General features: G+C 70.6%; 12 protein-coding genes. 4 read left to right on the forward strand and 8 right to left on the reverse strand.

From position 1 onward, the window contains the following. Window positions 1–13 precede the first annotated feature (13 nt). The gene (locus KNO15_RS14660; protein ID WP_241704510.1) at window positions 14–1,000 is read left to right on the forward strand and encodes a sensor histidine kinase; all 987 of its coding nucleotides are present in this window, start codon (window positions 14–16) and stop codon (window positions 998–1,000) included. An 82-nt stretch (window positions 1,001–1,082) separates the two neighbouring features. Here the strand turns inward: KNO15_RS14660 and KNO15_RS14665 are convergent, their stop codons facing one another. Next, window positions 1,083–1,550, reverse strand: coding sequence for a MarR family winged helix-turn-helix transcriptional regulator (locus tag KNO15_RS14665; protein WP_241704511.1), 468 nt, complete (start codon window positions 1,548–1,550; stop codon window positions 1,083–1,085). Window positions 1,551–1,573: 23 nt separating this feature from the next. Next, window positions 1,574–3,256: an MDR family MFS transporter gene (locus tag KNO15_RS14670; RefSeq protein ID WP_241704689.1), complete on the reverse strand. Its 1,683-nt coding sequence runs from the start codon at window positions 3,254–3,256 to the stop codon at window positions 1,574–1,576. Between the two features lie 136 nt (window positions 3,257–3,392). On the opposite strand from KNO15_RS14670, the gene KNO15_RS14675 reads away from it, so the two are divergent. Continuing rightward, the gene (locus KNO15_RS14675; RefSeq protein ID WP_241704512.1) at window positions 3,393–4,073 is read left to right on the forward strand and encodes a TetR/AcrR family transcriptional regulator; all 681 of its coding nucleotides are present in this window, start codon (window positions 3,393–3,395) and stop codon (window positions 4,071–4,073) included. 187 nt (window positions 4,074–4,260) lie between these two features. On the opposite strand, the gene KNO15_RS14680 is transcribed toward KNO15_RS14675, so the two are convergent. Further along, the gene (locus tag KNO15_RS14680) at window positions 4,261–4,920 is read right to left on the reverse strand and encodes a class I SAM-dependent methyltransferase (protein WP_278046540.1); all 660 of its coding nucleotides are present in this window, start codon (window positions 4,918–4,920) and stop codon (window positions 4,261–4,263) included. A 31-nt stretch (window positions 4,921–4,951) separates the two neighbouring features. Between KNO15_RS14680 and KNO15_RS14685 the strand changes: the two genes are divergently transcribed. Together KNO15_RS14685 and KNO15_RS14690 are read left to right on the forward strand one after the other, a co-directional pair. Further along, window positions 4,952–5,581, forward strand: a complete 630-nt coding sequence (locus KNO15_RS14685) for a LysE family translocator (RefSeq protein WP_241704513.1) — start codon at window positions 4,952–4,954, stop codon at window positions 5,579–5,581. Between the two features lie 102 nt (window positions 5,582–5,683). Beyond that, window positions 5,684–6,442: a GntR family transcriptional regulator gene (locus KNO15_RS14690; RefSeq protein WP_241704514.1), complete on the forward strand. Its 759-nt coding sequence runs from the start codon at window positions 5,684–5,686 to the stop codon at window positions 6,440–6,442. A gap of 61 nt (window positions 6,443–6,503) precedes the next feature. Here KNO15_RS14690 and KNO15_RS14695 read toward each other — a convergent pair whose 3' ends face one another. The 5 genes from KNO15_RS14695 to KNO15_RS14715 form a co-directional block, all read right to left on the reverse strand. Next, the gene (locus KNO15_RS14695) at window positions 6,504–7,553 is read right to left on the reverse strand and encodes a Gfo/Idh/MocA family protein (RefSeq protein ID WP_241704515.1); all 1,050 of its coding nucleotides are present in this window, start codon (window positions 7,551–7,553) and stop codon (window positions 6,504–6,506) included. 101 nt (window positions 7,554–7,654) lie between these two features. Continuing rightward, the gene (locus KNO15_RS14700; protein WP_241704516.1) at window positions 7,655–8,656 is read right to left on the reverse strand and encodes a sugar phosphate isomerase/epimerase family protein; all 1,002 of its coding nucleotides are present in this window, start codon (window positions 8,654–8,656) and stop codon (window positions 7,655–7,657) included. Window positions 8,657–8,704: 48 nt separating this feature from the next. Continuing rightward, window positions 8,705–10,639 carry a 3D-(3,5/4)-trihydroxycyclohexane-1,2-dione acylhydrolase (decyclizing) gene (gene iolD, locus KNO15_RS14705; RefSeq protein WP_241704517.1) on the reverse strand — a complete coding sequence of 645 codons (1,935 nt, stop codon included), beginning with the start codon at window positions 10,637–10,639 and terminating at the stop codon, window positions 8,705–8,707. Beyond that, entirely contained in the window at window positions 10,636–11,538 is a 903-nt protein-coding gene (iolB, locus tag KNO15_RS14710) for a 5-deoxy-glucuronate isomerase (protein WP_241704518.1), read from the reverse strand. Before iolB ends, iolD begins: the two co-directional genes overlap by 4 nt. 11 nt (window positions 11,539–11,549) lie before the next feature. Beyond that, a complete protein-coding gene (locus KNO15_RS14715; protein ID WP_241704519.1) occupies window positions 11,550–13,100 on the reverse strand; it encodes a CoA-acylating methylmalonate-semialdehyde dehydrogenase in 1,551 nt (516 codons plus the stop codon). Window positions 13,101–13,108: the final 8 nt, after the last annotated feature.

The raw sequence follows: 13,108 nt of genomic DNA on the forward strand, positions 1-13,108 counted from the left end.
GCGGCGGGTCATCGTGAGCAGGAGCCGCGACGTCGACTCGCGGGAGGTGCGCCGCGCCTCCCGCACGGTCGGCCTGCAGCTGACCATCGCGTCCGGCGCGCTCGTCGTCGCCGCGATCGGCGTCGCCTTCTTCTTCGTGCTCGACCAGCTCCAGCCCTCCGAGCTTCAGGAGGCCCCTCGCCCCGGCGAGCACAAGATCTACATCGACACCGTGGATGCGATGCTGGCGTTCATCATCGTCGGGGTGCTGGCCGTCATCGTCGCAGGGGTGCTGTCCATGATCGTCACGCGCCGCGCGGTGCGGCCGCTCGGCGAGGCGCTGCGCCGTCAACGGGACTTCGTCGCGGACGCCAGCCACGAGCTGCGGACCCCCCTCGCCGTTCTGGACGCGCGGCTGCAGGTGCTGCAGCGCGGCCTCCCGCCCGACGACCCGTCGACGGCGACCGTCGCCGAGCTCCGGGACGACACCCGCACGCTCATCGACGTGGTGAACGATCTGCTGCTGGCGGCCGACCCCGAGCGCGAACGTGCCGCGGCCTCCGAGGGGCCCGTCCGATTCTCCGGGCCGGTGCGGCGCGCTGTCGAGTCGCTGCAGGTGCTGGCGCACGAGGCGGGGGTGGAGGTGCGGCTCGTCGAGCGCGACGACGTCGCGAGCGACGTTCCGGCCACGACGCTGCAGCGCTGCGCGACGGCCCTGCTCGACAACGCGGTCGCGCACTCGCCGTCCGGCGGTGTCGTGACCGCGACGATCCGGCGGGACGGCCGGACGGCCTCCCTGACCGTCGCCGACCAGGGGCCCGGCATCCAGGGCATCGACCCCGCCCGGATCTTCGATCGGTTCGCCCGGGCGGAGCCCGCCGCCGCCGGCCGCTCCCGGTCGGGATTCGGAATCGGCCTCGCGCTCGTGCGCGAAGTCGCCGTGCGGCACGGCGGCGAGGTCAGCGTCGCCTCCACCGGCCCCACCGGCACCGCCCTCGAGCTGCGCCTCCCCGCCCGCTAGCAGCCATCGCTTCCTCACTTTCTCCCGCATCCACTCGGCGTGTCGCGAGAGAAAGTGAGGAAGCGATGGCTGCTAGCGGGGGTCAGCGGGCGGGAGTGGTTTCGTTGAGGCGGGCGAGGAGCGACGCGAGGCGGCCGACGTCGTCGGCGCCCCACTGGCGCAGGCTGCGGTAGAGCTGCGCCTGGTCGGCGGCGCGGGCCTCGTTCACGCGCTCGACAGCGGCCGGGGTCGCGACCAGGAAGCTGGCGCGACGGTCGGCGGGGTCGGTCCTCCGCTCGACGAAGCCGAGCTCCTCGAGGATGCGCACCTGCCTGCTGACGACGCTCTTGTCGGTCGCCAGCTCACCGGCCAGCGCGCCCGCGTGCACCGGACCGGTGCGCACCAGCGTGTTGAGCAGCTTGAAGCCGACCGGCTGGAGGTCGGGATGCACGCGCGCGGACCGCTCGCGCATCCCGGCACTCACCCGGTTGAAGAGGATCGTGAACTGTTCCTCCACCGCGGCGATGGCGTGGTCGGTCCGGTCGAGGTCCGCCCGGTCCGTGTTGTCCATGGCCGTGATCATAACGCGCTCCCTCAGCGCCCTTCCTGAGCGTCCGACGGCCGCGCCTGTTGCGCCGCGATCGACCCCGTCGGGGCTCCGATCAACGCCTCCGCGACCTCCACGACCGTCTCCTCCGCGCGCTCTGCGGGAGTCTCGGTCGCTGCTGCGCCCGACGTGCTCTCCTCGAGCTGCTGGATCGCCGTCTTGGTGCCGAGCTTCTTGTTCGGCAGGAACAGGATGGCGATGATCGTCACGATCGCCAGCGGCACGGCCACCAGGAAGATGTCGGCGACCGCCTGGCCGTAGACCGCCTCGATGATGGTGCGGATCCCGACGGGGAGCTTGCCGACTTCGGGGAGCGTGCCGCTCTGCAGCGACTGCGCGACCTCCATGCCCTTCTGGCCCAGCTTGGCGATGGCGACCTGGAGGTCGTGCTGGCGATCGGCCATCAGGTCGGTGACCTTCGTGCCGAGGATGCTGCCCATGACCGAGACGCCGATGGTGCCGCCGAGGCTGCGGAAGAACGCCACGTTGGAGCTGGCAGCGCCGAGCTGCTCGGGCCGGACCGTGTTCTGCACGATCAGCACGAGGTTCTGCATCACCATGCCGACTCCGGCGCCGAGGATCAGCATGTACACCGAGACCAGCACGTAATCGGTGTCGTACTCGATGGTGCTCATCAGGTACAGGCCGACGGTCAGGAGGATGGCGCCGGTGACCATGAAGGCCTTCCACTTGCCCGTCCGGCTGATCAGGTTTCCGACGATCATCGACGAGAGCAGCAGACCCAGGATCATCGGCAGCGTGAGCAGACCGGATTCGGTCGGCGTCGCGCCACGGGCGAGCTGCATGTACTGACCGAGGAACACCGAGGTGCCGAACATCGCGACGCCGACCGAGATGGACGCGACCACGGCGAGGGTGAAGGTGCGGTTCTTGAACAGCGAGAGCGGGATGATCGGCTCCTTCACCACCAGTTCGGTGATGACCGTGGCGACCAGCAGTGCGGCCGCGCCACCGACCATCCAGAAGCTCTCGGCGCTCACCCAGTCGAAGTTCTTGCCGGCGAGGGAGACCCAGATGAGCAGCAGCGAGACGCCGCCGGCGAGGAAGATCGCGCCGAGGTAGTCGATGCGGACCTTGCGGTCCGGGCGCTTCGGGAGCTTGAGCGTGAACTGCAGCAGGATGATCGCGAGGATGGCGACGGGGACGCCCACGAAGAAGTTCCAGCGCCAGCCGACGGAGTCGGTGAGTAGGCCGCCGATGAGGGGGCCGCCGACCGTTCCGACGGCCATGATGCCGCCGAACAGACCCATGTAACGACCGCGGTCTCGCGGGCTGATGATGTCGGCCATGATTATCTGGCTGAGCGCAGTCAGACCGCCGGCGCCGAGGCCCTGCACGACACGGAACCCGATGAGCATGGAGGTGTCCTGCGAGAAGCCGGCGAGCGCCGAGCCGAGCACGAACAGCACCAGCGCGAGCTGAATCAGGATCTTGCGGTTCAGGAGGTCGGCGAGCTTGCCCCAGATCGGGGTGGAGACGGTGGTCGCGAGCAGCGTGCTGGTGACGACCCAGGTGAACGCCGTCTGGTCACCGCCGAGGTCGTGGATGATGCGCGGCAGGGAGGTCGAGACGACCGTGCCGGCGAGGATCGAGACGAACATCCCGAGCAGGAGTCCGGAGAGGGACTCGAGCACCTGCCGGTGTGACATCGCCGACGCGGGGGCTGCCTCCCCTGTGGTGACAGTTGACATGTGATTCCTTCGCACTTGGTTGACAATGAGCAACCATATATAATTAGGTGACCAAAATCAACTAACAAACTGCATTCACGCAAAATTTCCGACTATGCATAATTTTCCGATCATTCCCGCCGCTGCAGCGCCGGAGCCGGGGCTGCGCGCCCGCAAGAAGGCCCAGACCCGCGCCGACCTCGAGCGCGCGGCCGTGGAACTCGTGCTCGATCGCGACCTCGACGACGTCACCGTCGATGACATCTGCGCCCGCGTGCCCGTCTCGCACCGCACCTTCTTCAACTACTTCGACAGCAAGGAGGACGCCCTCTTCGGCGTCCGCCGCGCCTGGGGCGACAGCGAACTCGTCACCGCCCGGCTGCGGGAGGTCTACGACGGCAGTGTGGTCGCCGCCGTCATCGACACCCTCTTCCGCGCCCTCCCGTCCGAGACCGCCGATCCGACCCTGCAGGAGGCGCGGATGCTGATCGCCGCGCGCAACGCCGGACTGATCCGCCGCCGCATGCGCCGGCTCGACGATCTGCGCGTGGGGCTGGTGGCCGCGGTAGCGGAGCTGATCGTGTTCGCGTCGCGGGAACAGCCGCCCGCCGCGGACGCGTCGACGGCGCTCGTGCCGCTGGAGGCGCAGGCCGAGTTGCTCGTGACGGCCTGTATCGGCGCGGTCCGCATCGCGGTCCGCGAGTGGGCGGACGAGGGGGCCGTCGGCAGCCCCGACGACGTGTCGGCCCGCTCGGTCACGATCGTGCGCGCGCTCGCCCCGCTCGCGGTGCGCTGAGGCGGCAGGCGTCGGCCACGAAGGAGATCCGTGCGCGCAGAGGGTCGAGACCCAGGGAACGGAGGAGATCCGGCACTGGCAGGCCCGAAACACCTCCGTCGACCGCCATTACCGGGTGTGCCGCGGCTCGGCTCCTCCGTTGGCGACGGGCGGCGAGTCAGCGGGCGGAGGGTCAGCGGGCGGGGGGTCAGCGGGCGGAGGGGCGGAGCTCGGCGAGGAGGATGCGGTCGTCGCCGTGGGTCCACCACTCGTGGCGGGCGACGTCCAGGCCGGCGAGGGCCGCGGCCTCCGCGAGCAGTTCGGGCGTGCGGAAGAGCTCGTGGTGGGTCGGGTACGCGGCCGCAGCGGCGCCGTGGCTGGCGTGGCCGGGCGCAACGGCCGCGCCTGGGCCGCCGTGCTGCGAGGGGTCGACGTCGCCGAACGTCGCCGTGACCGCGCGGCCGCCGGGGCGCAGCACGCGCGCCCACTCCGACATCGCCGCGCGGGCGTCGGGGAACAGATGGAGGCTGGTCGCGCAGGTGACGAGATCGAATGACGCGTCGGCGAACGGCAGCACGGTGGCGTCGGCCTCCACGAAGACCGCGCCGGGGAGCGCGCCGCGTGCGACCTCCAGCATGCCGTGGGAGAGGTCGATGCCGGTCAGTCGCAGCGCGGGACGCTCGTCGTGCAGCGCGCGCAACACGAGCCCGGTCCCGGTTCCGACGTCGAGCACGTCGTGCACGCCCGCGCCGGCGAGCGCGAACGCCGCGACCGCCGCGGCGAGGCCGCGGTGCATCGCACTCTCGTCGTACTCGCCCGCCCGCCCGTCGAAACGGGCACGGACGGCGGACAGGAGGTCGTCGGTCATGGCGGGAGTGTACGCCGAATAGAATCCCTCCATGACCGTCCCCGCCCTGCTCGCCTTCGCGGGACTGTGCGTGCTCCTCGCGGTGACGCCCGGGCCCGACACCTTCCTCGTGCTGCGCTACAGCCTGGCGCGCCCCGGAGCAGGGCTCACGGCGTCCGTCGGCTCCGCCGTCGGGTCGATCCTGTGGGCGCTCGCCGTCGCATTCGGCCTCGCGGCACTGCTGGAGCAGTCCGCCGAGCTCTACCGCGTGGTGAAGATCGCCGGTGGCCTGTACCTCATCTACCTCGGCGTCTCCGCTTTCATCGCGAGCCGCCGGACGGCTGAGCACGGCGCCGACCTGAAGGTGCGCACGACCTCCCTGCGGTCGGGTTTCATCGCCGGGATGCTGTCCACCGTGATGAACCCCAAGGTCGGGCTGTTCTTCCTCGCGATCGCGCCCCAGTTCGTCCCGCGTGACGGCAACGCGATCGGCAACACCCTCCTCCTGGGCGCGATCGACGCGGTCGTGGCCGCCGGCTACCTCGCCATCGTGGCGGTTCTGGCCTCGCGCGCGGTCGCCTGGCTCAAGAGGCCGGCGGTGACGAAGGCGCTGGAACGCGTGTCCGCGGCGATCCTCGCGGCGCTCGGCATCGGCACCATCGTGCTGAGCGTCGACGAGTAGCGCCGCTCGAACGACGTCGATCGGAGCCGTCGCCTCCGACCGGACATGATCCACCTGGTGTACGGTTGTACTGACATAATCACCAAGTTGTGGAGGACAGGGATGCAACCCGAGTACCCGCTTCCCGTTGACCTGTTCGACACCCTGGACAAGGCGAGCCCGATCCCGCTGTACTACCAGCTCGCGACAGCGCTGGAGCAGGCGATCCGCGACGAGCGCGTGCCTCCCGGTTCTCGACTCGAGAACGAGATCTCGCTCGGCAACCGGCTGGGGCTCTCCCGGCCGACCGTCCGGCGCGCGCTGCAGGAGCTCGTCGACAAGGGCCTCCTCGTTCGCCGCCGCGGCATCGGCACCCAGGTCGTGCACGGCCGGGTCACGCGCAACGTGGAGCTCACGAGCCTCTACGAAGACCTCGGCCAGTCCGGCCAGACGCCGACGACCCGGGTGATCGCCTACGAGCTCGGCACCGCCGACGACACGGCCGCCACCGAGCTCGGCGTCGCGGTCGGCGCGCCGGTGCTGCACCTCACGCGCCTGCGCTGCGCGGACGGAGTCCCGCTCGCGGTGCTCGAGAACACGCTCCCGGAGGACTTCACCGACATCACCCGCGAGGAGCTGGAGGCCCGCGGGCTCTACCAGCTGATGAAAGCGCGCGGCGTCTCCATCCGGGTCGCCAACCAGCGGATCGGCGCGCGTGCCGCGAGCGCGGTGGAGGGCGAGCTCCTCGAGATCCGCAAGGGGTCCCCACTGCTCACGATGTCACGCACCGCGTTCGACAACTCCGGTCGGGCCGTGGAGTACGGGCAGCACGTGTACCGGCCCGACCTCTACTCGTTCGAGCTCACCCTCGTCGACCGCTGAGCCGAGTCGAGGGGCACGCAAACGCCCCTATCCGGAGGTCTTAGGGGCGTTTGCGTGCCCTTCAGGCGTAGAAGGCGGGGCGGGTCGCGGGGGCGACGGGGACGGGGCCCCTGGTTTCCAGGGCCTGCACGCCGGCCTCGCAGGCGAGGGCGACGAGGTAGCCGTCCCACGCGTTCGGCCCCGCGACGAGGGTTCCGTCGCGAACGGCGTCGACCCACGCCTGCACCTGGGCGTCGTAGGCGCGGGCGAACCGGGTCTTGAACGTGGTGTGCTCGGCGATCGAGAACGCGGCGTCCGACCAGCGCTGCAGACCGGACGGCTCACCGATGCGCGCGACGCCGGACTGGAACACCGCCTCCGTGCCGACCTGGTAGCCGAACCGCACGCTGACGTTCATCTCGACGTCGACCAGCACCCCGTTCTCGAGCTCGATCAGCACGAGGATGGGCTCACGAAGGCGCTCGGGGGCCAGCGCGTTGCGACGGGGGTACTTCACCTCGACGCTGCGGACCGGCGAGCCGGCGAGCCACGGCATGACGTCGAACTCGTGCACCACCGAATCGGTGATGAGCATGGACTGGGTGTAGCTGTCGGGGACGGACGGGTTGCGGTGCACGCCGTGCAGCATGAGCAGCTCGCCCGCCTCGCCGCCCGCGATCAGCTCGCGGAGGGTGCGGTACTCGTCGTCGAAGCGACGCATGAACCCGAGCTGGATGTGCGGGCGACTGAGCTTCTGCTCGAGCTCCAGGATGCGCAGCGACGACGCACTGTCGGGCGTCAGCGGCTTCTCGCACAGGGTCGGCAGACCGGCCTCCAGGGCAGGCACCAGCACCGGCTCGTGGAACTGCCCGGGAGTGGCGATGATCACGGCGTCGAGGGCGTCGGCGGCAAGGGCGTCGTCGAGGCTCGCGAACGGCCGGGCGCCGGGAGCGGCCGCTGCTGCCGCCTCGGCGCGCCCGGCATCGGGCTCCACGATGGCGGAGACGGTCGCCCCGCTGATCGCGCGCGTGATGCGCTGGATGTGGTCGGCACCCATCTGGCCGGCGCCGACGACGCCGACCCGGAGGTCCTGGGCGGGGGCGCTTCTCATCGGGTGCTGCGTGCTGCTCATGCGGTGTGGCTCGTTTCTGTACGTGAAGGGAGGTCGGCCGGGCGTCCGGTCAGGGGCGTGGGCGGTTCGGGGCCTGTGTGCTCCGGCTCAGCTGCTCGGGCTCAGCGGGTCCGGGTCAGCGGGCTGCAGCCGAGGATGTGCTGCCGGGTGCGGGCGGCGATGCCGAGCGGCACATCGATGTCGATGCCGGGCATGTCCTGCTCGACGATCGCGAAGATCTCGGGGTCGATGGCCGCGACCGCCTCGATGATCGGGGCGAAGTCGGGGACACCGGCCGGCGGCTCGACCATCACGTCGATCGCCGCATCGGCGAACGCCAGGTCGTTCTTGAGGATCTCGAAGCGCAGCTCCGGGTCGATCTGCTTGAGGTGCAGGTAGCCGATGCGCTCCGGGTGGTCGTGGATGAGCGCGACGCTGTCTCCCCCGTAGTAGGCGAAGTGACCGGTGTCGAGGCAGAGGTTCACGTAACGCGGATCGGTCTCGGCCAGCAGGCGCTCCACCTCGCGATGGGTGCCGATGTGCGAGTCGGCGTGCGAATGGAACTGCTGGCGGAGACCGTATTCCTCGATCAGCATACGACCGAGACGATCGTGTCCCTCGGCGAGCGACGCCCATTGCCCGTCGGTCAGTGTGCGCGGCTCGAGGGTCTCGCCGGTCACGTCCGATCGCCACAGGTCGGGGATGACGACGATGTGCTCGCCGCCCACCGCACGGGTCAGGGCCGCGACCTTCTCGACCTGCTCGACCGCGCGGTCCCACTGGTCGGCGCCCTTGTGGAAGCCGGTGAAGACGGTGCCGCCGCTGATCTCGAGGTCGCGCTTCGCCAGCTCGTCGCGCAGCTGCGCAGGGTCGGTGGGAAGGTAGCCGTACGGCCCGAGTTCGATCCAGTGGTATCCGGCGGCCTGGACCTCGTCGAGGAAGCGGTCCCACGGCGTCTGCCGCGGATCGTCGGCGAACCAGACGCCCCACGAGTCGGGTGCCGTGCCGATGCGGAGGCCAGCGGCGTGCGCGCCGGTCGCGTGGTCGGCGCCGGTCGCGTGGTCGGCGCCGGTCGCGCGGTCGGCGCCCGTCGCGCGGTCGGTGGAGGGTGCGGTGTCGGTCATCGTCGTCCTTCGTCGTGGTTCGGCCGTCGTGATGGTTCGCCGGGTGGCTCAGCCGAGCAGGGGGCGCTGCCGCTGCCGCTGCTCGACGTACTCGGTGCGGGCGGCCCGGGTGCTCTCCAGCTCGGAGACCTCCGCCACCGGCACATCCCACCAGCCCCCGCCGTCCGGCGCGTAGACGAACGGATCGGAGTCGATGTGGATGAGGGTGGAGGCGCTGCTCGCCTTGGCCGTCTTCACGGCCTCCTCGAGACGCACCGCGGCGTCCGGCCCCGGCGCCAGCTCGATCACGTCGATGCCGAAGCTGCGCGCGTTCGCTGCCAGGTCGACGGGCAGGAAGTCGCCATGCTCGAAGTTGAGCTCGGCGTCGTCGCGGAAGCGGAAGCGCGTGCCGTAGCGCTGCGAGCCGACCGTCTCGGACAGGTGGCCGATGGAGGCGTAACCGTGGTTCTGGATGAGCACGACGATGATCTTGATGCCTTCGGCGACCGCGGTGGCGAGCTCGGTGTGCAGCATCAGATACGAGCCGTCGCCGACCAGGACGATGACGTCGCGGTCGTCGTCCAGCGCTTCCAGCCCGCGCTTGACGCCCATGCCGCCGGCGATCTCGTAGCCCATGCACGAGAAGGCATATTCGACGTGATAGCCCAGCGGGTCGCGCACGCGCCACAGCTTGTGGAGGTCGCCCGGGAGCGACCCTGCCGCCTGCACGACGACGTCGCGCGGATCGGACGCACGCTGAACGGCTCCGATCAGTTCCGGCTGGCCGATGAGGACCGGCCGGCCCGACGGCTCGCGCTCGGGCTCGGTCGGGGCCAGCGCCGCCTCTGCTACAGCGTCCCACGCCGCCTTCTCGTCGGCGATGCGCGCCGCGTAGCCGGCCTCCACCCGATGCCCGGCCAGCGCGTGCGTCAGCGCGGTGAGCGTCTCGCGGGCGTCGGCGATCACGGGGAGCTGCGAGCCGTGCTTGTAGGCGTCGAACGATGCGACATTGACGTTCAGGAACCGGACGCCGGGGTTCTGGAACACCGTCCGGCTGGCGGTCGTGAAGTCGCTGTAGCGGGTGCCCACGCCGATGACGAGGTCGGCCTCCCCGGTGACCCGGTTGGCCGCGGTGGTCCCGGTGGCCCCGACACCGCCGAGGTACTGCGGGTGGTCCCAGTCGAGGGAGCCGCCGCCGGCCTGCGTGGTGCCGACCGGGATGCCGGTGGCCTCCACGAATGCACGGAGAGCGTCCTCCGCGCCCGAGTAGATCACGCCCCCGCCTGCCACGATCACCGGGCGCCGCGCGGCACGGACAGCGTCGACCGCCGCGGCGAGCGCCCAGCCCTCCGGAGAGGGCCGGCGCAGGTGCCACTCGCGCGGTGCGAGGAACTCCTCCGGCACGTCGAGCGCCTCGGCCTGCACGTCTTCCGGGAGTGCCATCGTGACGGCGCCGGTCTCCGCAGGGTCGGTCAGGACGCGCATCGCGGCCAGAGCGATCGAGAACAGCTGCTCGGGGCGCTGCACCCGGTCGAAGAACCGTGAGACCGGCCGGAAGGCGTCGGTGACCTGGATGCCGAGGTCGTGCGGGTGCTCCAGCTGCTGCAGCACCGGGTCGGCGACGCGCGTCGCGAAGGTGTCCGCCGGCAGCAGCAGGGCAGGGAGGCGGTTCGCCGTCGCCAGCGCGGCGCCCGTGATCAGATTGGCGGCTCCGGGGCCGACGGAGGCGGTGGACGCGAACGTGGCCCGGCGGCGGTGGATGCGTGCGAATCCGACGGCCTGGTGCACCATCGCCTGCTCGTTGCGGGCCTGGTGATACGGCATCAGCGCAGGGTCCTGCACGTTGGCCTGCTTCAGCGCCTGGCCGAGGCCTGCGACGTTGCCGTGGCCGAAGATGCCGAACATCCCCGGGATCGTGCGTTCGCGCACCTCCCCGTCGACGGTCCACTGGTTGGCGAGGAACTCGACGAGCGCCTGGGCAACGGTCATCCTGCGGGTCGTCATCGAGCTGCTCCTCTGGTGGTCGGAACGTAGGGAAGGCGAGGGTCGGCCTCCTGGGAGGTCCAGGTGTCGCGCAGCCACGCCTGGTGCGGGTCGTCGCTGATCAGCCACGCCCGCTCCTGGCCTGGGCCGGCCATGACGTTGAGGTAGTAGAGGTCGTATTCGGGCGCGGCGACCGCCGGCCCGTGGTAGCCGAACGGGACCAGCGCGATGTCGCCGGTGCGCACCAGCGCATTGGTCTCGATGTCGCCGGCGGCCGAGCGGTAGGTGGCGAAGCTGCCGAAGGCGTCCGCCGACGGCGGAGCGTTCGCGCCGCGCACGGGAGCCGATTCGAAGTAGTAGATCTCCTCGAGCTGCGATTCGTGGCCCGGCACGTCTTCGTCGTGCTTGTGGGCGGGATGCGACGACCAGTTGCCGCCCGGCGTGATGACCTCGCAGACGATGAGGGAGGCCGCATCGAGGGAACCGGGAGTGCCGAAGTTGTGCACCTGACGGCTGTCGCGACCCGCGCCGCGCAGTTCTACAGGTACCCGCTCTGCCGGCAGGTACACCGATGGCTTGTGCACCCGCGTGGGGGCCTCGGTCACGGCGATGCGACCGAAGCCCGTGATCGTCAGCGCGTTGCCCGCGCCGACGTAGACGACGTCGGTCGGCCCGTCGAACACGCTCGACCGGCCGGCCAGGTGGGTCGTGGCGCCTTCGTGCTCGACCGCGAAAGCGCCGGCGAGCGGTACGACGATCCGCTCGACGTCGCCCGCCGGCAGCTCGACAGCGTTGCCGGCGAGCTCGGCGACGCGCAGTCCGGTGTGCTGCCAGCCGTCGATGCGGTCGTCGACGACGGACTCCCACCAGCGGTCGCTGAGCGCGCCGCGCGGGAAGAACCATTCGTTGTGCTCGGCCATCGTGGTGGTCCTCAGGTGTTCTGCGGGAAGCCGAGGTTGATGCCGCCGTGCGTCGCCGGGTCGAGCCAACGGCTGGTGATCGCCTTCTCGCGCGTGAAGAAGTCGAAGCCGTGCACTCCGTACGCCTTGGCGTCGCCGAACAGGGAGGCCTTCCAGCCGCCGAACGAGTGGTAGGCGACCGGGACGGGGATCGGCACGTTGATGCCGATCATCCCGACCTGCACCTCGCTCTGGAACCGGCGGGCGGCGCCGCCGTCGTTGGTGAAGATCGCCGTGCCGTTGCCGAACTGACCGGAGTTGATCAGGTCGAGCCCCTCCTGGAACGTCTGCACGCGCACCACCGAGAGCACCGGCCCGAAGATCTCCTCGCGGTAGGCGGCGGACGTGGTCGGGATGTTGTCGATCAGCGTCGGGCCGAAGAAGAAGCCGTCCTCGTGCCCGTCGACGGTGAAGCCGCGCCCGTCGACCACGATGTCCGCGCCGTCCCGCTCGGCGATGTCGACGTAGCCGGACACCTTGTCGCGATGCACCGCGGTGATCAGGGGGCCCATGTCGGGCTCGCCCTGCGCGTCGCCGGCGCCGTTGCCGATCCGGAGCCTGCCGATGCGCTCGGTGATCTTCGCGATCAGGTCGTCGGCCACTGGCTCGACCGCGAGCACCACCGAGACGGCCATACAGCGCTCACCCGCCGCACCGTAGCCCGCGTTGACCGCCTGGTCGGCGACCAGGTCGAGGTCGGCGTCGGGCAGCACCAGCATGTGGTTCTTGGCGCCGCCGAGGGCCTGGACGCGCTTGCCGTTCTTCGAGGCGGTCTCGTAGATGTACTGGGCGATCGGCGTCGAGCCGACGAACGAGATCGACTGGACGACGGGGCTGTTCAGCAGGCCGTCGACGGCGAGCTTGTCGCCCTGCAGCACGGTGAAGACGCCGTCGGGGAGGCCGGCCTCCTTCCACAGCCGGGCGAGCCACAGCGCGGCCGACGGGTCCTTCTCCGACGGCTTCAGCACCACCGCGTTGCCGGCGGCGATCGCGATCGGGAAGAACCACATGGGCACCATCGCCGGGAAGTTGAACGGGGAGATGATGCCCACCACGCCGAGCGGCTGCTTCAGCGAGTAGACGTCGATGCCGGTCGACGCGTTCTCGGAGTAGGCGCCCTTGATCAGGTGCGGGAAACCGGTCGCCAGCTCCACGACCTCCTGCCCGCGCAGGATCTCGCCCATCGCGTCGGAGAGCACCTTGCCGTGCTCGGCCGTGATGATCGCCGCGAGCTCACCCTTGCGGGCGTTCAGCAGCTCGCGGAACGCGAACAGCACCGACTGGCGCTTGGCGATCGAGTACTGGCCCCACACCTCGAACCCGCGCTGCGCCGATGCGATGGCCGCGTCGATCTCAGCCTGGTCGGCCAGGGCCACGTTCGCCGTCGCGACGCCGAGCGCCGGGTTGAAGACCGGCGCGGTGCGGCCGCTGCGCGACGGGTGTTCGGCACCGTCGATCCAGTGCGGGATGGTCGGGAGGTCGTGCGCGGCCTCGGCGGAGCGGATGGTCTCGGTGCTGGTCATGAGGTTCC

It is taken from the genome of Leifsonia shinshuensis (assembly GCF_022606355.1).
In the GTDB taxonomy this organism is placed as follows: domain Bacteria; phylum Actinomycetota; class Actinomycetes; order Actinomycetales; family Microbacteriaceae; genus Leifsonia; species Leifsonia shinshuensis_B.

Coding starts and splice junctions, on each gene's coding strand:
- KNO15_RS14665 (WP_241704511.1), bottom strand. CDS start 1,550: ATGGACAACACGGACCGGGCGGACCTCGACCGGACCGACCACGCCATC.
- KNO15_RS14670 (WP_241704689.1), bottom strand. CDS start 3,256: ATGTCACACCGGCAGGTGCTCGAGTCCCTCTCCGGACTCCTGCTCGGG.
- KNO15_RS14675 (WP_241704512.1), top strand. CDS start 3,393: ATGCATAATTTTCCGATCATTCCCGCCGCTGCAGCGCCGGAGCCGGGG.
- KNO15_RS14680 (WP_278046540.1), bottom strand. CDS start 4,920: ATGACCGACGACCTCCTGTCCGCCGTCCGTGCCCGTTTCGACGGGCGG.
- KNO15_RS14685 (WP_241704513.1), top strand. CDS start 4,952: ATGACCGTCCCCGCCCTGCTCGCCTTCGCGGGACTGTGCGTGCTCCTC.
- KNO15_RS14690 (WP_241704514.1), top strand. CDS start 5,684: ATGCAACCCGAGTACCCGCTTCCCGTTGACCTGTTCGACACCCTGGAC.
- KNO15_RS14695 (WP_241704515.1), bottom strand. CDS start 7,553: ATGAGCAGCACGCAGCACCCGATGAGAAGCGCCCCCGCCCAGGACCTC.
- KNO15_RS14700 (WP_241704516.1), bottom strand. CDS start 8,656: ATGACCGACACCGCACCCTCCACCGACCGCGCGACGGGCGCCGACCGC.
- iolD (WP_241704517.1), bottom strand. CDS start 10,639: ATGACGACCCGCAGGATGACCGTTGCCCAGGCGCTCGTCGAGTTCCTC.
- iolB (WP_241704518.1), bottom strand. CDS start 11,538: ATGGCCGAGCACAACGAATGGTTCTTCCCGCGCGGCGCGCTCAGCGAC.
- KNO15_RS14715 (WP_241704519.1), bottom strand. CDS start 13,100: ATGACCAGCACCGAGACCATCCGCTCCGCCGAGGCCGCGCACGACCTC.